This window comes from Antarcticimicrobium luteum (assembly GCF_004358185.1).
Taxonomy (GTDB): domain Bacteria; phylum Pseudomonadota; class Alphaproteobacteria; order Rhodobacterales; family Rhodobacteraceae; genus Antarcticimicrobium; species Antarcticimicrobium luteum.
In genome coordinates this window covers 148979-166170 of sequence record NZ_SMUV01000072.1, presented here as the reverse complement: position 1 = coordinate 166170, position 17192 = coordinate 148979, and the positions used below count along the sequence as shown (strand labels likewise).

The window sequence follows — 17192 nt, the reverse complement described above, 5'->3', positions numbered from 1 at the left end:
TTCGGGTGCTGCGGGCAAGGTCACACCAGCCGTGATGTTTCCTTTGCCGCGCGCACGAAATCCTTGAACAGCGGGTGCGGGTCGAAGGGTTTCGACTTCAGCTCCGGGTGGAACTGCACGCCGATGAACCAGGGGTGGTCGGACCATTCGACGATCTCGGGCAGCCGTCCGTCGGGCGACATGCCCGAGAAGCACAGCCCGCAGTCCTCGAGCTTGTCGCGGTACTTGATATCCACCTCATAGCGGTGGCGGTGACGCTCCTCGATCCGGGTGGTGCCATAGACCTCGGCCACCCTGGAGCCCTCTTTCAGCACCGCGTCATAGGCGCCCAGCCGCATGGTGCCGCCCTTGTCGTCGCTGGCGCTGCGGGTGACCTTGTAGTTGCCCTGCACCCATTCCTTGAGGTGATAAACCACCGGCTCGAACCGTTTCTTGCCGGCCTCGTGGTCGAATTCCTCGGACCCGGCGGTCTTGAACCCGGCGACGTTGCGCGCCGCCTCGATCACCGCCATCTGCATGCCGAGGCAGATGCCCAGATAGGGCACCTTGTGTTCGCGGGCGAACTGGGCCGCCTTGATCTTGCCCTCGGTGCCGCGCTCGCCAAAGCCGCCGGGCACCAGGATGGCGTCGAAATCTTCCAGATAGGGGGCCGGATCCTCGGTGTCGAAGATCTCGGCATCGACCCATTCCACCGTGACCTTGACCCGGTTGGCCATGCCGCCGTGGGTCAGCGCCTCGGCGATCGACTTATAGGCATCCTCAAGCTGGGTGTACTTGCCGACGATGGCGACCTTGACGTCGCCCTCGGGGTTCTCGATGCGGTCGGCCACATCCTCCCACCGGGTCAGGTCGGGGCGCGGTGCCGGGCTGATCTGGAAGGCGTCCAGAACCGCCTGGTCGAGGCCCTCTCCGTGATAGGCCAGCGGCGCCTCGTAGATGGATTTCAGATCCAGCGCGGCGATCACAGCCTCCGGGCGCACGTTGCAGAACAGCGCCAGCTTCTCGCGCTCCTTCTGCGGGATCGGCCCCTCGGAGCGGCAGACCAGAATATCGGGGGCCAGGCCGATCGAGCGCAACTCCTTGACCGAGTGCTGGGTCGGCTTGGTCTTGAGCTCTCCGCTGGCCTTTATGAAGGGCAGCAGCGTCAGGTGCATGAGCGTGCACTGACCGCGCGGCTTTTCCTGGCTGAACTGGCGGATCGCCTCGAAGAAGGGCAGCCCCTCGATGTCGCCGACGGTGCCGCCGATCTCGCAGAGCATGAAATCGACCTCATCCTCGCCGATGCGGATGAAATCCTTGATCTCGTTGGTGACGTGCGGGATCACCTGGATGGTCTTGCCCAGGTAGTCGCCGCGGCGTTCCTTTTCCAGAACGTTGGAATAGATCCGCCCCGAACTCACCGAATCCGTCTTGCGGGCCGCCACCCCGGTAAAGCGTTCATAGTGGCCAAGGTCGAGATCGGTCTCGGCGCCGTCGTCGGTGACAAAGACCTCGCCATGCTCGAACGGCGACATGGTGCCCGGATCGACGTTCAGATAGGGATCCAGCTTGCGCAGCCGTACCGAGAAGCCGCGCGCCTGCAACAAGGCCCCCAGCGCCGCCGATGCCAGCCCCTTGCCAAGAGAGGATACAACCCCGCCGGTGATGAAGATGAAACGCGCCATGGTCGGCTGCTCCCGTGAATTGCCTGTATTTCCGATGCCCGAAGCGGTCGAAAAACCGCAGCATCACGGGACTTCATCATTACAGGATTCGCGCGACATGCGCAAGAGAACCGCAAGATGCTGTTGCGGCTCTCATCCCGATTTCAAGGTATTGTGGATCAGTCTGCGCGCGGCACCAACGGCGCGTTGTCCCCCTCCGCCGGGGGCAAAAGATCCTCGCCCGCCGGCAGCGCCGGGGCGCTGTCCTGCGGCTGTTCGGCAACGGGCGTCTTGCCCAGCCGGTCGATCACCGAGGTTCCGGCGGCCTTTTCCGCCGCGATGATGGTCAGCAGAATCGAGGTCACGATAAAGGCCGCGGCCAGGATCCAGGTCACCTTGCCCAGCGCAGTTGCCGCCGCGCGGCCCGACATTGCGCCGCCGCCACCGCCGCCCATGCCCAGCCCGCCGCCTTCGGAGCGCTGCAGCAGCACGACGGCGATCAGGCCGACGGCCAGGAAGAGGTGGATGATAAGGACGACGTTTTCCATGGATTCCTGCGGCGCTTGCTCGGTGTCGGGCGGTATGTAGGCAAGTTTGCCGGGCGGGGCAAGCAATCAGTTTGGCAGAGATTGAACGGGGACGGTGAGGCGGCGGGACAGGGCACGCGCCGAGGGGCTGGACAAACCGCCTGGCACCGGCACAATCTGGTGCCATGCCACATGATCATCACGACCACGACGACCCGCATGCCCTGCTGCCGCCCGATCCGGCGCTGCGGGTGCGCGCACTGGAAACCCTGCTGGCGCGCAAGGGGCTGATCGAGCCCGCCGCGCTGGACGAGATCATCGACACCTATCAGAACCGCATCGGCCCGCGGAACGGGGCGCAGGTGGTGGCCCGCGCCTGGTCCGATCCGGCGTTTCGCGCGGCTTTGCTGCAGGATGCCACGCCGGTGGTGGCCGATCTGGGCTTTTTCGGGCGTCAGGGCGAACATGTGGTCGCGGTGGAGAACACGCCCGAGGTGCATAACATGGTCGTCTGCACGCTGTGCAGCTGCTATCCGTGGCCGCTGCTGGGCATCCCGCCAGCCTGGTACAAATCCGATGCCTATCGGTCCCGCGCGGTGCGCGAGCCGCGCAAGGTGCTCGCCGATTTCGGCGTCTCCCTGCCGGAAGAGATTGCCGTGCGGGTCTGGGATTCGACGGCAGAGGTCCGCTATCTGGTGATTCCCCGCAGGCCGGAAGGCACCGAAGGGATGAGCGTAGAGGACCTGGCTGCGCTGGTGACCCGCGACAGCATGATCGGCACCGGGCTGGCACGGGCGCCGACGGCATGACCCGGGTGCACGACATGGGCGGCCGCTTTGGCGACGGGCCGGTCGATCCCGGTGCGCCGGACGAGCCGATCTTTGCCCAAGAGTGGCATGCAAGGGCGCTGGCGGTGACGCTGGCAGCCGGCGCGCTGGGGCAATGGAACCTCGACATGTCGCGCCACGCGCGCGAGCGGCTCGCGCCCCGCGACTACATGTCGTTTTCCTATTTCGAGAAATGGATCGCCGGGCTGGCCGATCTGCTGGTCGAGACCGGGGTTCTGACCGAGGCCGATCTGCGGGGGCAGGGGGACGACGCCGTGCATCCGCTGGCCGCGCGCGCGCTGAAGTCCGGGGATGTCGCCGCCGCCCTCGCCCGGGGCGGGCCGGCGGATCGCCCCTATGACGGCCACCCCGCCTTTGCGCCCGGACAGGCGGTGCGAACGCTGCGCCCGGCGGCGAACCGGCTGGTCGATGGCGGCCATACCCGGCTGCCCGCCTATGCCGCGGGCGCCACCGGCCGGGTGTTGCGCTGTCACGGGGCGCATGTGCTGCCCGATGCCCATGCGCACGGGCGGGGCGAGGCGCCCGAGCCGCTTTATTCCGTGGTGTTCCCGGCGGGCGCGCTCTGGGCCGCGCCCGAGAATCCGCGCGACGAGGTCACCCTGGATCTGTGGCAGAGCTATCTGGAGCCGGCATGAGCGATCAAACCCCAGGGGCCAAGGCCCCCGAACCCGTCTTTACCCTGCCCTGGCACGGGCAGGTCTTTGCGCTGACCGTTTCACTGAACGAGGCGGGGCATTTCGCCTGGTCGGAGTGGACCGCACGGTTCTCGCAGACGCTGGCCCGCCACGGGCTGGAAAAGGAACTGGACGGCGGCGACGATTACTTCAACGCCTGGCTGGAGACGCTGGAGGCATTGCTGGCCGACCTGGGCGAGGCCGCGCCCGCCGATGTGGAGCGGCTGCGCGACGCCTGGGAGGCGGCCTATCTTTCGACCCCGCACGGAGATCCGGTGCATCTGCCCGAGGGGGCATGACGCGGGCAGAGGATCGTCGCGCGGCCCTTGCGGCCTCCCCGGGGGGGCATGAAACCCTGGGTCGCCATCTGGCGGCGGCGTTTTGACACGGGGCTGCTACTCGTCGTCGATATCGTCGATATCCGCCTGTCCCGACAGCCGCCGGCGCACCTGGCTCCAGCCCAGCCCGATGCCCAGCACCGCGGACAGTGCCAGGATACCCAGCCAGACGTTCAGATCGTGGTTGCTCAGCGCCAGCAGTCCGAAATCGTGGAGCACCCAGAGCAGCGCCAGAACCACGGCCAGAACCAGAGCCATTCCGAATCCGCCGATCGAGCGCAGCGTGGCGCGCAGATAGACGATATAGCCGATCATCAGGATCAGCCCCATGAGCACCGTCACCGACAGATAGGCGCTGTAATGCCCAAGCGACCAGCGGACATAATTCCACGGGGTCGGGTTATAGGTCAGCGCCAACAGGGCAAAGGCAAACAACCAACGCAAAAACAGGCCCATCACAACGATCCATCGGTTCTGAAGTGGGCGCAAAATTGCCCAAACCGGGGGGGCCTGTCCAGCCCCGCGCCGATCTGCGTCGAAATACCGGTTTTCCTGACGCACTGGCATCGCTATACCGGCGCGGGTTTGAACACAAACGCAGCGAAGGACCGAAAATGGCCAATGTCGTCGTGGTCGGCGCCCAATGGGGCGACGAAGGAAAAGGCAAGATCGTGGACTGGCTCAGCGAGCGCGCCGATGTGATCGCGCGCTTTCAGGGCGGGCACAATGCCGGCCATACGCTGGTCATCGACGGCCAGGTCTACAAGCTGAACGCGCTGCCCTCGGGCGTGGTGCGCGGCGGCAAGCTCAGCGTGATCGGCAACGGCGTGGTGCTGGATCCATGGCACCTGGTGTCCGAGATCGAGAAGATCCGCGAACAGGGCGTCGAGATCACCCCCGAGACGCTGATGATCGCCGAGAACGCGCCGCTGATCCTGCCGTTCCACGGCGAGCTGGACCGCGCCCGCGAATCGCAGAACTCGGTCGCCAAGATCGGCACCACCGGGCGCGGCATCGGGCCATGCTATGAGGACAAGGTCGGCCGTCGCGCCATTCGTGTCGCCGATCTGGCCGACAAGGCCACGCTCGAGCTGCGGGTGGACCGCGCGCTGGTGCATCACAACGCGCTGCGCGCGGGGCTGGGGCTGGAGGCGATCGACCGCGACGCCCTGATCGCCCGGCTGAACGAAATCGCGCCGGAGATCCTGCAATATGCTGCCCCGGTCTGGAAGGTGATGACCGAAAAGCGCAAGGCCGGCAAACGGATCCTGTTCGAGGGCGCGCAGGGCGCCCTGCTGGACATCGATTTCGGCACCTATCCCTTTGTCACCTCGTCGAACGTGATCGCCGGGCAGGCCGCCACCGGAACCGGCATCGGTCCCGGCGCCATCGATTTCGTCCTCGGCATCGTCAAGGCCTATACCACCCGTGTCGGCGAGGGGCCGTTCCCGACCGAACTGGACGACGACGACGGTCAGCGGCTGGGCGAGCGGGGCCGGGAATTCGGCACCGTGACCGGGCGCAAGCGCCGCTGCGGCTGGTTCGACGCGGCGCTGGTGCGCCAGACCTGCGCCACCAGCGGCGTCAACGGCATCTCGCTGACCAAGCTCGATGTGCTGGACGGGTTCGAGACGCTGAAGATCTGCGTCGGCTATGACCTCGACGGCGAACGGCTGGACTATCTGCCCACCGCCAGCGACCAGCAGGCCCGCTGCAAACCGATCTATGAGGAAATGCCCGGCTGGTCGGAATCGACCGAAGGGGCGCGGTCGTGGAACGATCTGCCGGCGAACGCGATCAAGTATGTCCGCCATATCGAAGAGCTGATCGACTGCCCCGTCGCCCTGTTGTCCACCTCGCCCGAACGCGACGACACCATCCTCGTCACCGATCCCTTTGCCGACTGAGGTCGCCGCCATGTCCGACCGACCCGCCCTGAGCTACAAGGCCCGCCGCCGCTGGTCCCTGATCATCCTGCTGGTGGGGATGCCGGTCTATGTGGTGGCGGCGGTCACGCTGGTGAACTGGATCGACCGGCCCTCGATGCTGGTCGAGCTGATCGTCTACGTGGCGCTGGGCATCCTCTGGGTGATCCCGTTCAAGTTCATCTTTCGCGGTGTCGGCCAGGCCGACCCGGACGCGGAGGAAGAGCGGGACTGACGCCGCGGGGCGGCTGAAGCGGCGCCGGACAACGGCCGGGCCGTGCCGGTTTGCCGCGCAACCGGCGGCGACAGAGCTACAAGGCGCAGCGCGCACCCCCTCATGGGACCCTTGTCGGGCTTTGAGACCACTGGCTTTGAGACCTCTGGGGGGGAAGGGCTCAAAGCAGACCTTTCAGTCTTGCGACCCTCTCCAAATGAAAAGGCAGGCCACCGGCCTGCCTTTCCCCCAGGTGCGCGTGGCCCGTTGCGGGGCCGCGCGGCGATGTGCCGGGCTCAGCCCGCCGCGCGCGAATCGGGCTGGAAGCCGATCTCGCCCGAGGCGACGAAGCGCCCGCTGTCCTTCTTGACGATCTTGCCCTCGCGCAGCAGCATCCCGAACGAACGCAGCCCGTCCTCACGGCTGAATTCGTCATCGGCGGCCTCGCGCGCCTTGTGGATAAGCTGCGGGCGGGTGAACTGGTCGCGGCCCTCGACGAACTGCATGTAGGCGGCTGCGGCCTCCAGCAGCTCGGGCAGCTCCAGCGCGCCCATCTCTTCGGCAAAGGCGGCAAAGCCGGTTCCGGTCTGCGCCTGCTCCGCGACCGGGGCGGCAACTCGGCGCGGGCGCACCGGGCCGGATTTGGAGGCCCTGGCGTCCAGATCGTCGACCCGCTGTTCGGCCACCAGTTTCAGCGGCGCCGGGCGTCGCACCTCGTCCGCGCCGGGGCGGGTGGTGCGGGCGCCGGCCGGACGCGGGCGGCGCGGCTGCACGACGCGGGCCAGATCGTCGCGATAGGCGGCAGCGTCGGGGTTGGTGTCGATCCCGCCGCCGGCCGAGCGTTCGGCCTGGGTGGCGGCGACGGCGGCGCGCAGATGCGAATAGGTCTCGCGCGTCGAGGCGGCCTCTGGCGCATCGAGCTTTTCGCTTGCGGCGGCCATCAGGCGGGACAGGTCCGAGCTGTCGTCGCTGGCGGCGTGACGGGCCGGGCGGGCGGCCGGGGCGGTTGCCGGCCGGATGTCCTCCGAGGTCTCTTTCGCGTCGGCGGCGCCGCCGCGCAACTCTGCCTCGACCTCGGCCAGTTCCCGCATCAGGTCGGCCTCATCCTCGGCGGGCAGGGTTCCCGGCGGCAATTCCGCGCTGGGCAGGACCGGCGCCTCGGCCTCGGGTTCCTGCGCGGCGGTATCCTCCTCGTCATGCTGAAGGATCATCACCCGCGGACGCCGGCGGGCGGCACCCCGGCCACTGGAGGCGGCCAGCATGTTGCGATGGCGATCCCCGAAGTCGTCGTTGTCCTGTGCGTCGTCATCGAGGTCGTCGAAAAGCGCGGTATCGGTATCATCCGCGTCCGGCGCAAACGCCTCTTCGCGATCCTGTGTGATCGCCTCCTGCCGGGCCGACTGGGACTGGAGCGCGGCTTCGGCATCTGCCGCGGTCTCGTCCTCTGCGGCCTGCCGGGCGCGGGCCATGCGGCGGCGAAGACGGGCGGCCCGGCGCGGATCGAGGCCGGAAAAGGCGTCTTCCGCCGTCGCGTCCATCTGTCCGGCGGCGTCGGCGCGCTCCGCGGTCGTTTCGCCGGTTGCGTCTTCGGCCCCTTGCCCGGTCACAGCCGTGGTCACACGCGCGGTTTCGGACAGCGACTCAGCGGCGGTTTGCGGTTCCGCCTCCTCATCGTCTGCCAGATCTTCGCCGACCGTTTCCTGGTACGACCGATCGTCCTCCATCGCGGTGGTCTCGGCACCGGTTTCTTCGGCGGTCTCTTCGGGCAGCGTGGCGGCAAAGCTGTCGTCGAAATGCTCGTCCTCGGAGTAATCGACTTCGGTCTTGGCGGTCTCGCTGCGCGACACCACGGCGCGGATGCGCTGCAGCTTGGCGGCAATGCTGTCGGGTTCAGGGGCGGTTGCCGTTGCGGCGGCGACCGGCTCGGCCTCGGGCAGATCAACCCGATCCTCTTCTTCCTCGGTCGCGGCGACGTCGCCGGCGTGGGCCTCGGCCTGGGCCATGAAGGCGGCGGTCTCTGCGGTCACGCCCGCGGCGGCGGCGGTTTCTGCGGTCTCCGGCGCCTGCACCATCGCCTCGGCGGTCGGCAGGGCATCGGCTCCGGTGGCCTCCTGATGGGGGGGCTGATCCGGCCGCACGTCCGGCGCCGGTGCGGCGGCCCGCGCCACGGGTTCGGCGGCCGCGGCCGGCGCGGCGGGTGCCCCGATCTGCGCCGCGCGCAGGACAAAGCCCGAGCCTTCGCGCCGGGCCTCGACATGGCGGGCGACCTCCCGCTCGGCGATACGGGCGAGCATCTCGGTGTCGGGCTGCGGCGGTTCGGCACCGAAATACCGGTCATCCGCGGCCAGATCGCGGAAATACTCCGCAATCGCCTTCATCGTGTCGAAGGAATCCTCGAATCCCTCCAGCGTGCAGGAAAACGTGCCGTAGGAAACGGTCAACACCTTGTTACTCTGTACCATAGGCTGCTCGTCCTTTTCAGATTTGTTGGGCTGACCCTGCACCCACCAGTGGACAAATTCGGCCCGAATCTGTGCCAATCACCGTATCATTTTGTGGCCAGATTGTGATCTGTTTCCAAAACCCCCATTAATGGCGCCATGAAAAAGCAAATTGTACAGTTCGCCACCCCGGTGACGCTGGTGGGCGGCGGCGCCCTCGGTGTCGACGATCTGGAAACGGCGCTGGCGCTGGCCCCCGACCTGATCGCGGCGGATGGCGGGGCCGGGCCGGCGCTGGCGGCCGGATACATGCCCGAAGCGGTGATCGGTGACTTCGATTCGCTCCGGCGGGCCGACCGCGACCGTATCCCCCCCGATCGGTTGTTTCCGATTAGGGAACAGGACAGCACCGATTTCGACAAGGCGATCCGCTCGATCTCGGCGCCACTGGTGCTGGCGGTGGGCTTTCTGGGCGCGCGGGTGGATCACCAGCTGGCCGCCTTCAACGTGCTGGTGCGCTATCCCGAGCGTCCCTGCGTCCTGCTGGGCGCGCGCGAGGTGGTGTTCCATGCCCCGCCCGCGCTGGCGCTGGATCTGACGCCGGGGGCGATTGTGTCGCTGTTCCCGATGCGCGCGGTCACCGGGCGGTCGCAGGGGCTGGAGTGGCCGATCGACGGGGTGGACCTGGCGCCGGACAGGCGCGTGGGCACCTCGAACCGGGCGCTGGGGGAGGTGCGGATCGAAACCGACGGGCCGGGCCTGCTGGTTATCGTGCCGCGCGACGCACTGGAGGGGGTCATGCGGGTGCTTGCGCCCGGCGCCTTTCCGCCTGCGCCAGCGTCCGGGCCTGCGCCCGCTCGCGCATGACGATGTAAAGCCCGGCGGCGACGGTGACGCAGATGCCTGCGGCGGCAAGCCCGTTTGGCAGATCGCGGAAGATCAGCCAGCCGAACCCGGTGGCAACGGGTATCTCGAGATACTGCATCGGTGCCAGCGTCGCCGCCGGCGCGTAACGCAGCGACCAGGTCATCAGAAGATGCGCGCCGGTGCCGATCGCTCCGATCGCGGCCAGCAGCAGCCACTCGGCGCCGCTGGGGGCGACCAGGGACAGCGGCGCGATCCCGGCGGAGGTGCCGATCAGTAGGACGGGCAACAGCACCACGGTCGCCATGACCCCGCTGACCGCCTGCAACCCGACCGGGTCGGTGTCCTTGGCCAGTTGCCGCGTGACCAGCATGAACAGCGCGAACAGAACCGCGACGCCCAGCGGAAACAGCGCCGGCCAGCCCACTTCGGCAAAGCTGGGCTGAATCACCATCAATGTGCCGACGAACCCCACCGCGCAGGCGGCGAGGCGGCGCGCGCCCACCTCTTCGCCCAGCACGTACTTACCCAGCAGCAGCATGATGAAGGGCATGACGAAGGCGATGGCGATGGCATCGGCCAGCCGCAGGTATTGCAGCGCGGTGAACATGAAGCCGATGCCGCCGATATGCAGCAGGGTGCGCAGCGCCGTCAGCCGCAGCACCCGGCCGCGCATCCGCCACAGCCGGCCGGCCGCGGCCACCAGCGGGATCAGCAACGCCGCCTGCAGGGCGAAGCGCACCAGCAGCAACTGGCCCAGCGGCAGGGTCTCGCCCAGCAGCTTGGCCACCGCGTCGCCCAGCGGCGCGAGCAGGCAGAAACCCAGCATCAGAAGGATGCCCAGAACAGGGCGGTCGGCGGTCATGCGGGCCACGCTAGGCGGCGCGCCGGGCAAGCGCAAGCGGCCCCCGCGCGCCCCTCAGCAATTGGGCACGTTCACCGCCAGCCCGCCGAGCGAGGTCTCCTTGTATTTCTCGCTCATGTCGGCACCGGTCTGGCGCATGGTCTCGATACAGGCGTCCAGCGGCACGAAGTGCTGGCCGTTGCCGCGCAGCGCCAGACTGGCGGCCGAGACCGCCTTGATCGCGCCCAGCCCGTTGCGCTCGATGCAGGGCACCTGCACCAGCCCCTTCACCGGGTCGCAGGTCATGCCCAGGTGATGTTCCAGCGCGATCTCGGCGGCGTTCTCGATCTGCCCGGGGCTGCCGCCCATCACCGCGCAAAGCCCGGCGGCGGCCATCGCGGCGGCGCTGCCCACCTCGGCCTGGCAGCCCGCCTCGGCGCCCGAGATCGAGGCGTTGTATTTCACCAGCCCGCCGATCGCGGCGGCGGTCAGCAGAAATTCGTCGATCCGGTCCGCGCCGGCGCCGGGCACATGGTCGAGCCAGTAGCGGATCACCGCCGGCACCACCCCCGCCGCGCCGTTGGTCGGCGCGGTCACCACCTGACCGCCGGCGGCGTTCTCCTCGTTCACGGCAATGGCATAGGTGGCGATCCAGTCGTTGATGGTATGCGGCGCGGTCAGGTTCATGCCGTATTCCGCCTGCAACGCCTGGTGGATGTCATGCGCGCGCCGCCGGATGTTCAGCCCGCCGGGCAGGGTGCCCTGCGCCGCCAGACCGCGCTCGATACAGGCGTTCATCACTTCCCAGATCCGCGCGGTGCCGCCGGCCAGATGCTCGGCGCCACCGCGGGAGATCTCGTTGGCGCGCTTCATGTCGGCGATGCTGCGGCCGCTGTCGCGCGCCATCTCCAGCATCTCGGCGGCGGATTTGAACGGGTAGGGGACGGGCGGGCCGTCATCGGTGTCCTTGCCCGCCGCCAGTTCCTCCTCGGTCAGAACGAAACCGCCGCCGATGGAATAATAGACCTGTCTCAGGATCACGTCGCCCTGGGCGTCGGTCGCCATCAGGATCATGCCGTTGGCATGGCCGGCAAGCGCGGTGTCATAGTCAAAGATCAGATCCCGCGCCGGATCGAACCGCAACGCCCCCAGATCGTCATGTGGGATCACCCTGTCGGTTTTTATCGCCGCGAGCGCCGCCTCGGCCCGTTCGGCGTCATAGGTCTCGGGGACAAAGCCCGCCAGCCCCAGGATGGTGGCCCTGTCGCTGGCATGACCGACGCCGGTAAAGGCCAGCGAGCCATGCAGCGAGGCGCGCAGCCCGGCAAAGTCGAAGGGCGAGGCGCGCATCAGGTCCAGGAACCGGGCGGCGGCCACCATCGGCCCCATGGTGTGCGAGGAGGAGGGGCCGATGCCCACCTTGAACATGTCGAAGACGGAAAGAAACATCTAGGTGGCCGATCCTTCGGGTGGGGTTGCAGGGTGGGGGGCGGTAAAGGGCGTGGCGCCCAGCCCCTCGGCACGGATCGCGGCGGCAGCGGCGCCGGTGGCCTCCGCGCGGGCGCAGAGCGCGGCCAGCGCCGGGTAGCCGGGCAGCGTGAACCAGCCCCGGTCGAAACCCTCGGGGTAAAGCGCCATCCAGCGCAGCAGGCAGGCCAGGTAGAACTCGCTCGCGCCGCCGGGCCAGTCAGGGGCTGCCACCGCGCGCTCGAGAAGCGCAAGGTGCCCGCGCAGCCGCGCGGTCAGCCGGTCGCGCAGCGCCGACGCGTGGTCCGGGCCGACATACTGGCCGGGATAGAACAGCATCCGCAGATCCGCGTGCAGCGTATTGGAGACAAAGAACAGCCATTTGAGAAAGGCGGCCCGCGCTGGCGCGTCCGGTGCCGGCGCCAGTCCGCCGTGCCGGTCGGCCAGCCACAGCAGGATCGCCGCGGTCTCGAAGATCGGCCCGTCGGGGGTTTCCAGCACCGGGATCAGCCCGCCGGGGTTGAGCGCGCGGTAGGCGGCGCCATCCTGCTGGCGCGCCGCGCGGTCCACCAGCGCGGTTTCATAGGGCAGGCCGCGCGCCTCCAGCGCCAGCCGGATCACCAGCGAGGCGTTGTCGGGGGCATAATGCAGGCGGTAGGGCGGTGTCATGGGCAGCTTCTATCCGGAGGCGTCGGGTCTCGGCTGCACCAAAGCGACATTTCCTCCCGGAAACAAGTCATCGGGGGAAGGCCCGCGCGATTGTCGGCCCAAACCCGCAAGGCAAAGCATCGACCGAAAGGTCGCTGGATCCGGCCCGGTTGCGAGCCCCCTGAGCGCCAAGGTCTGGCGGCTTGCTCGGTGGATCGGATGTGAGCGACAGGCGGGGCCCAACAGGCGGTTCCGATCTGCGGGACGATAGGCTAGCGTGCCCCCGATCCGACAACCCGCCAGCCCCCGGAGGCCCCATGACCGACACACCGCATCTGTTCCGCCCCATCACCCTGCGCGGAATCACCGCCCGAAACCGCGTGGTGATCTCGCCCATGTGCCAGTATTCGGCGCATGAGGGGCATCTGGAGGACTGGCATCTGGTCAACCTGGGCCGCTTCGCGATCGGCGGGGCGGGGATCGTTTTCACCGAGGCCACCGCTGTACAGAAATCGGGCCGTATCACCCATGGCTGTCCCGGACTCTGGACCGACAGCCAGATCGTCGGCCATGCCCGGGTGGCGCAGTTTGCGCTGACCCATGGGGCGATCCCGGCGATCCAGCTGGGTCATGCGGGGCGCAAATCGGGGATGCAGCGGCCCTGGTTCGGCAACGGCCCCCTGAACGAGGCCGATTTCGCCCGCGGCGACATGCCCTGGCCCCCGGTCGGCCCCTCCGAAATCCCGGTGGCCGAGGGCTGGCCGGTGCCCCATGCGTTGACCGGGGAGGACATCGCCGCGCTGGTTGCGGATTTCGTCGCCGCCACCCGCCGCGCCCAGGCCGCCGGCTACAAGATCGTCGAGATCCACGGCGCGCATGGCTATCTGATCCATTCCTTCCTGTCGCCGCTCTCCAACAAGCGGACGGACAGGTACGGCGGCGATCTGGAGGGGCGGATGCGGTTGGCGCTCGAGGTGGCGGCGGCGGTGCGCGCGGCCTGGCCCGAGGATCTGCCGGTGTTCTTCCGCACCTCCGCCGTCGATGGCGACCCGGAGGGCTGGACCCTGCCGGACACGGTGGAACTGGCCAAACGGCTGAAGGAGATCGGCGTCGATGTGATGGACTGCTCGTCCTCGGGCATCGCCGGCGCGGCGACCGCCAGCGGTGGCGGCAAACGCCAGCCCGGTTTCCAGGTGCCCTTTGCCGAAGAGGTGCGGCGCGAGGCGCGGATGCCCACCATGGCGGTGGGGCTGATCACCCATCCGCAACAGGCCGAGGACATTCTGGCGGCGGGCAGGGCCGATCTGATCGCCATCGGGCGCGAGGCGCTGGTCGATCCGATGTGGGCGCTGCACGCGGCAAAGGCGCTGGGCCATGACAGCGGCTATGGCACCTGGCCCGTGCAATCGGGCTGGTGGCTGGCGGTGCGCGACAAGACCTCGGACCTCTACCGGCCTGAGTAAGGGGTCATCGGCGCGCCGCCCTCATCCGGGCCCGGATTCGCAGCCCGTCGCGCAGGTTCAGCGACAGCAGGGTGATGTTGGCGGCGCCGGCCAGCAGCTCCAGCCCCTGCACCGCGTAAAAGGCGGTGTCGAACAGCGCCGCCTGCGCCCGCAGCGCGAGGAAGGCGGCGCTGGGCAGCAGCACCAGCAGCCCGTTGGCGGCGATGATCCTCGTCCGGGAGGTCTTGGCGGTGACCTGGGGCAGCTTCATCCCCCGGCCCAGCCGCGCGCCGATGATCCCCGCGGTGGCCAAAGCGGGGACTAACAGGACCATTCCGTACAGGATGGCGGTCTTGACCGTGGTGATCTGCGCCGGTGTGCCGATCAGCTCGGAGAGTGCGGTAGCGCTCCAGAACCCGGCGATGATCATCAGGCCCAGGATACCCGCGGCGGCGTGGAGTTTTGTCAGCATGGCGAGGCTCCCGGTGAAGAAAAGGATAGCGTGCTATTTATATGTTCATTGAATAGCATGCTATTCAATCTATTGTCATCGCATGAGTACGGAAATTTTCGACAAAGACGACTCGGCCGGGTTTCTCGCAAACCAGATGGCGCGGCTGTTCGCCGCCGGCCTTGCCCGCCGCATCCGCCCGCTGGACCTTGCTCCGGCGCAGTTCATGGTTCTGCTCGAGTTGTGGCGGCAGGACGCGCTGTCACAGGCGGAACTGGTGGCGCGGCTCGACGTGGAGCAGGCGACCATGGCCAACACGCTGGCGCGGATGGAGCGGGACGGGCTGATCCAACGCCTGCCCAGCAAGACCGACGGGCGCGTGCGCCTGGCCTGCCTGACCGACCGGGCCCGCGCCCTGCGCCGACCCGCGACCGCGGCGGCCCGGGCGCAGAACGCCGAGGCGCTGGCCGGGCTGACGCCGCAGGAGCGGGGCGCGTTTCTGCGGATGATGAAGGCGGTCGCCGACACGATGCGGACCGCGCGCGACGCCGGGCCCCCGGCGACGGGGGGCGCAAGGGACGAATAGCCCTCGCAGTGGGACGGGGTTTTGCCTATAACGCCCCTGATCCTTTCCGAACGAGGCCGCCATGACCGGAGAACTCTCGCCCATCGACAAGGCAAAATTTGTCGCCGCCCGCCGCGCCGCCGATTTCGTCGAAGACGGAATGCGCGTGGGGCTCGGAACCGGCTCGACCGCGGCCTGGCTGGTGCGTTGCCTGGGCGAGATGGTGCGCCAGGACGGGCTGAAATTCAAAGGCGTGCCGACCTCGACCCGGACCGCCGAACTGGCCCGCGACGTCGGCATCGAGGTGATCAGCCTGGACGAGGCGCGCTGGCTGGACCTGACCATCGACGGCGCCGACGAATTTGACGGCGATCTGAACCTGATCAAGGGGGGCGGCGGCGCGCTGCTGCAGGAAAAGATCGTCGCCACCGCCTCGGACCGGATGGTGGTGATCGCCGATATCGGCAAGCAGGTGGAGACGCTGGGCGCCTTCCCGCTGCCGGTCGAGGTGATCCCCTTCGGCTGGCAGACCACCCAGGCGCTGATCGAGGAAACGCTCATTTCGATGGATGTGCTTGGGCGCGACACCACGCTGCGGATGAACGGCGAGGCGCCCTTTGTCACCGACGAAGGCAACTACATTCTTGATCTGCACCTGCACCGCATCGGCAATGCGCGCCAGCTTGCGCTGGTGCTGAACCAGATGCCGGGCGTGGTTGAAAACGGCCTCTTCATTGATATCTGTGACACCGTCGTGCTGGGCTTTGGCGATGGCCGGGTCGAGTTGCGCGACATCAACGAGGGTACGATCGAGCATGACAGGCTGGACTTTGTCGAGAGTGAGAACCTGTTCACCGATCTTTCGGACTGAGGACCGCATTTCATGAGCTTTGACTACGACCTTTTCGTCATCGGCGGCGGGTCCGGCGGTGTTCGCGCCGCGCGCGTGGCCGCCGGCGAGACCGGCGCCAGGGTCGCGTTGGCCGAAGAGGACCGCTATGGCGGCACCTGCGTGATCCGTGGCTGCGTGCCGAAAAAACTGATGGTCTTCGCCAGCGAATATTCGGACATGGTCGAGGATGCGAAAAGCTATGGCTGGACCATCGCGCCGGGTCGGTTCGACTGGCCCGCGTTCCGCGCCAAGCTGGAGGCCGAACTGGACCGCCTCGAAGGCATCTATCGCAACCTGCTGAAGAACGCCGGGGTCGAAAGCTTCGATCAGCGCGCGCGCCTGGTCGATCCGCACACGGTGGAACTGGCGGACGGCACCCGCAAGAGCGCCAAACATATCCTGCTGGCCACCGGCGGCCGCCCGGTGAAGCCCGATATGCCGGGCGCGGAACTGGGCATCACCTCGAACGACATCTTCCACCTTGCCGAGCTGCCAAAATCGATCCTGATCGTCGGCGGCGGCTATATCGCCTGTGAATTCGCCGGCATTCTCAACGGGCTGGGCGTCAAGGTCACGCAATTCTATCGCGGTGCGCAGATCCTGCGCGGGTTCGACGACGAGGCGCGCGGGCTGGTCAGCGAAGAGATGTGCCAGCGCGGTATCGACCTGCATCTGGGCACCAACATCCTTGAGATGGCGGGCGCCGGCGCCGGCGGCATCCGCGTCAAGGCCACCAATGGGACCGAGCGGGTGTTCGATCAGGTGATGTTCGCCACCGGCCGCACCCCCAATGCCGACGATCTGGGGCTGGAGGCGCTGGGCGTCGAACGCGGCCGCAAGGGCGAGGTGGTGGTCGACGAGTACAGCCAGACCGGGGTGCCCTCGATCTATGCCATCGGCGACGTGACCGACCGGGTCAACCTGACCCCGGTGGCGATCCGCGAGGGCATGGCCTTTGTCGAGACGGTGTTCAGGGGCAACCCGACGCCGGTGGATCACGAGCTGATCCCGACCGCGATCTTCACCCAGCCCGAGATGGGCACCGTGGGGCTGAGCGAGGAAGAGGCGGCGGCGCAGGAACCGATCGAGGTCTATGCCACCAGCTTCAAGCCGATGCAGCAAAGCTTTGCCGGACGCTCCGACCGGGTGCTGATGAAGCTCGTGGTCAGCAAGGCCAGCCGCAAGGTGCTGGGCTGTCACATCGTGGCCCCCGGCGCCGGGGAAATGATCCAGCTGGCGGGAATCGCGGTCAAGATGGGCGCGACGAAAGAGGATTTCGACCGGACCGTGGCGGTGCATCCGACCATGTCCGAGGAAATCGTGACAATGAAGACGCCGGTGCGCAGCGCTTGATTTGAGCGGCGGCGAACACAGGTTAGGTACAAGGCCGCGCAAGCGGCATCAAAAGG

The 17192-nt window shown here is 67.8% G+C and carries 18 protein-coding genes; 10 read left to right on the top strand and 8 right to left on the bottom strand.

Annotated features, from left to right (window positions below; all coding sequences use genetic code 11):
• Nucleotides 1-20: 20 nt before the first annotated feature.
• Both E1832_RS17905 and secG read right to left on the bottom strand, forming a co-directional pair.
• Nucleotides 21-1664: a CTP synthase gene (locus E1832_RS17905; RefSeq protein WP_133361137.1), complete on the bottom strand. Its 1644-nt coding sequence runs from the start codon at nt 1662-1664 to the stop codon at nt 21-23.
• Between the two features lie 158 nt (nt 1665-1822).
• Complete coding sequence (gene secG / locus E1832_RS17900; protein ID WP_133361136.1) at nt 1823-2191, bottom strand: preprotein translocase subunit SecG; 369 nt, start codon at nt 2189-2191, stop codon at nt 1823-1825.
• A 164-nt stretch (nt 2192-2355) separates the two neighbouring features.
• Between secG and nthA the strand changes: the two genes are divergently transcribed.
• Genes nthA through E1832_RS17885 form a run of 3 tightly spaced genes read left to right on the top strand, consistent with a single transcriptional unit; the run spans nt 2356 to nt 3991 of the window.
• Nucleotides 2356-2979, top strand: coding sequence for a nitrile hydratase subunit alpha (gene nthA, locus E1832_RS17895; protein ID WP_133361135.1), 624 nt, complete (start codon nt 2356-2358; stop codon nt 2977-2979).
• Nucleotides 2976-3653 carry a nitrile hydratase subunit beta gene (gene nthB / locus E1832_RS17890; protein WP_133361134.1) on the top strand — a complete coding sequence of 226 codons (678 nt, stop codon included), beginning with the start codon at nt 2976-2978 and terminating at the stop codon, nt 3651-3653. The genes nthA and nthB overlap by 4 nt, the downstream gene beginning before the upstream one ends.
• The gene (locus tag E1832_RS17885; protein ID WP_133361133.1) at nt 3650-3991 is read left to right on the top strand and encodes a nitrile hydratase accessory protein; all 342 of its coding nucleotides are present in this window, start codon (nt 3650-3652) and stop codon (nt 3989-3991) included. The genes nthB and E1832_RS17885 overlap by 4 nt, the downstream gene beginning before the upstream one ends.
• Nucleotides 3992-4087: 96 nt before the next feature.
• Here E1832_RS17885 and E1832_RS17880 read toward each other — a convergent pair whose 3' ends face one another.
• Entirely contained in the window at nt 4088-4486 is a 399-nt protein-coding gene (locus E1832_RS17880) for a DUF6524 family protein (protein ID WP_133361132.1), read from the bottom strand.
• A 158-nt stretch (nt 4487-4644) separates the two neighbouring features.
• Here E1832_RS17880 and E1832_RS17875 point away from each other — a divergent pair, with 158 nt between their 5' ends.
• Nucleotides 4645-5937 (top strand): adenylosuccinate synthase, encoded by a 1293-nt coding sequence (locus E1832_RS17875; protein ID WP_133361131.1) that lies wholly within the window; start codon nt 4645-4647, stop codon nt 5935-5937.
• 10 nt (nt 5938-5947) lie between these two features.
• Complete coding sequence (locus E1832_RS17870; RefSeq protein ID WP_133361130.1) at nt 5948-6190, top strand: DUF2842 domain-containing protein; 243 nt, start codon at nt 5948-5950, stop codon at nt 6188-6190.
• Nucleotides 6191-6465: 275 nt separating this feature from the next.
• On the opposite strand, the gene E1832_RS17865 is transcribed toward E1832_RS17870, so the two are convergent.
• Entirely contained in the window at nt 6466-8631 is a 2166-nt protein-coding gene (locus tag E1832_RS17865) for a chemotaxis protein CheA (protein WP_133361129.1), read from the bottom strand.
• A 138-nt stretch (nt 8632-8769) separates the two neighbouring features.
• Between E1832_RS17865 and E1832_RS17860 the strand changes: the two genes are divergently transcribed.
• On the top strand, nt 8770-9477 hold the full coding sequence (locus E1832_RS17860; RefSeq protein WP_133361128.1) for a thiamine diphosphokinase: 708 nt from the start codon (nt 8770-8772) through the stop codon (nt 9475-9477).
• Here the strand turns inward: E1832_RS17860 and E1832_RS17855 are convergent.
• Genes E1832_RS17855 through E1832_RS17845 form a run of 3 tightly spaced genes read right to left on the bottom strand, consistent with a single transcriptional unit; the run spans nt 9407 to nt 12454 of the window.
• Nucleotides 9407-10339 (bottom strand): DMT family transporter, encoded by a 933-nt coding sequence (locus E1832_RS17855; RefSeq protein ID WP_133361127.1) that lies wholly within the window; start codon nt 10337-10339, stop codon nt 9407-9409. The two genes, E1832_RS17860 and E1832_RS17855, sit on opposite strands and share 71 nt — an antisense overlap.
• A gap of 54 nt (nt 10340-10393) precedes the next feature.
• A complete protein-coding gene (locus tag E1832_RS17850) occupies nt 10394-11767 on the bottom strand; it encodes an L-serine ammonia-lyase (RefSeq protein WP_133361126.1) in 1374 nt (457 codons plus the stop codon).
• Nucleotides 11768-12454 carry a glutathione S-transferase family protein gene (locus tag E1832_RS17845; protein ID WP_133361125.1) on the bottom strand — a complete coding sequence of 229 codons (687 nt, stop codon included), beginning with the start codon at nt 12452-12454 and terminating at the stop codon, nt 11768-11770.
• Between the two features lie 296 nt (nt 12455-12750).
• Between E1832_RS17845 and E1832_RS17840 the strand changes: the two genes are divergently transcribed.
• On the top strand, nt 12751-13896 hold the full coding sequence (locus tag E1832_RS17840) for an NADH:flavin oxidoreductase/NADH oxidase (RefSeq protein ID WP_133361124.1): 1146 nt from the start codon (nt 12751-12753) through the stop codon (nt 13894-13896).
• Nucleotides 13897-13900: 4 nt separating this feature from the next.
• On the opposite strand, the gene E1832_RS17835 is transcribed toward E1832_RS17840, so the two are convergent.
• Nucleotides 13901-14347, bottom strand: a complete 447-nt coding sequence (locus E1832_RS17835; protein WP_133361123.1) for a hypothetical protein — start codon at nt 14345-14347, stop codon at nt 13901-13903.
• Nucleotides 14348-14429: 82 nt separating this feature from the next.
• On the opposite strand from E1832_RS17835, the gene E1832_RS17830 reads away from it, so the two are divergent.
• The 3 genes from E1832_RS17830 to gor all read left to right on the top strand — a co-directional run bounded on the left by E1832_RS17830 (nt 14430) and on the right by gor (nt 17136).
• On the top strand, nt 14430-14912 hold the full coding sequence (locus tag E1832_RS17830; RefSeq protein WP_133361122.1) for a MarR family winged helix-turn-helix transcriptional regulator: 483 nt from the start codon (nt 14430-14432) through the stop codon (nt 14910-14912).
• Nucleotides 14913-14973: 61 nt separating this feature from the next.
• Nucleotides 14974-15762: a ribose-5-phosphate isomerase RpiA gene (gene rpiA, locus E1832_RS17825; protein WP_133361121.1), complete on the top strand. Its 789-nt coding sequence runs from the start codon at nt 14974-14976 to the stop codon at nt 15760-15762.
• Between the two features lie 12 nt (nt 15763-15774).
• Complete coding sequence (gene gor, locus E1832_RS17820; RefSeq protein WP_133361120.1) at nt 15775-17136, top strand: glutathione-disulfide reductase; 1362 nt, start codon at nt 15775-15777, stop codon at nt 17134-17136.
• The last annotated feature ends 56 nt before the right edge of the window (nt 17137-17192 follow it).

Coding starts and splice junctions, on each gene's coding strand:
- E1832_RS17885 (WP_133361133.1), top strand. CDS start 3,650: ATGAGCGATCAAACCCCAGGGGCCAAGGCCCCCGAACCCGTCTTTACC.
- E1832_RS17880 (WP_133361132.1), bottom strand. CDS start 4,486: ATGGGCCTGTTTTTGCGTTGGTTGTTTGCCTTTGCCCTGTTGGCGCTG.
- E1832_RS17845 (WP_133361125.1), bottom strand. CDS start 12,454: ATGACACCGCCCTACCGCCTGCATTATGCCCCCGACAACGCCTCGCTG.
- E1832_RS17835 (WP_133361123.1), bottom strand. CDS start 14,347: ATGCTGACAAAACTCCACGCCGCCGCGGGTATCCTGGGCCTGATGATC.
- gor (WP_133361120.1), top strand. CDS start 15,775: ATGAGCTTTGACTACGACCTTTTCGTCATCGGCGGCGGGTCCGGCGGT.
- E1832_RS17830 (WP_133361122.1), top strand. CDS start 14,430: ATGAGTACGGAAATTTTCGACAAAGACGACTCGGCCGGGTTTCTCGCA.
- rpiA (WP_133361121.1), top strand. CDS start 14,974: ATGACCGGAGAACTCTCGCCCATCGACAAGGCAAAATTTGTCGCCGCC.
- E1832_RS17870 (WP_133361130.1), top strand. CDS start 5,948: ATGTCCGACCGACCCGCCCTGAGCTACAAGGCCCGCCGCCGCTGGTCC.
- E1832_RS17855 (WP_133361127.1), bottom strand. CDS start 10,339: ATGACCGCCGACCGCCCTGTTCTGGGCATCCTTCTGATGCTGGGTTTC.
- E1832_RS17840 (WP_133361124.1), top strand. CDS start 12,751: ATGACCGACACACCGCATCTGTTCCGCCCCATCACCCTGCGCGGAATC.
- E1832_RS17860 (WP_133361128.1), top strand. CDS start 8,770: ATGAAAAAGCAAATTGTACAGTTCGCCACCCCGGTGACGCTGGTGGGC.
- E1832_RS17850 (WP_133361126.1), bottom strand. CDS start 11,767: ATGTTTCTTTCCGTCTTCGACATGTTCAAGGTGGGCATCGGCCCCTCC.
- nthA (WP_133361135.1), top strand. CDS start 2,356: ATGCCACATGATCATCACGACCACGACGACCCGCATGCCCTGCTGCCG.
- E1832_RS17875 (WP_133361131.1), top strand. CDS start 4,645: ATGGCCAATGTCGTCGTGGTCGGCGCCCAATGGGGCGACGAAGGAAAA.
- E1832_RS17865 (WP_133361129.1), bottom strand. CDS start 8,631: ATGGTACAGAGTAACAAGGTGTTGACCGTTTCCTACGGCACGTTTTCC.
- E1832_RS17905 (WP_133361137.1), bottom strand. CDS start 1,664: ATGGCGCGTTTCATCTTCATCACCGGCGGGGTTGTATCCTCTCTTGGC.
- nthB (WP_133361134.1), top strand. CDS start 2,976: ATGACCCGGGTGCACGACATGGGCGGCCGCTTTGGCGACGGGCCGGTC.
- secG (WP_133361136.1), bottom strand. CDS start 2,191: ATGGAAAACGTCGTCCTTATCATCCACCTCTTCCTGGCCGTCGGCCTG.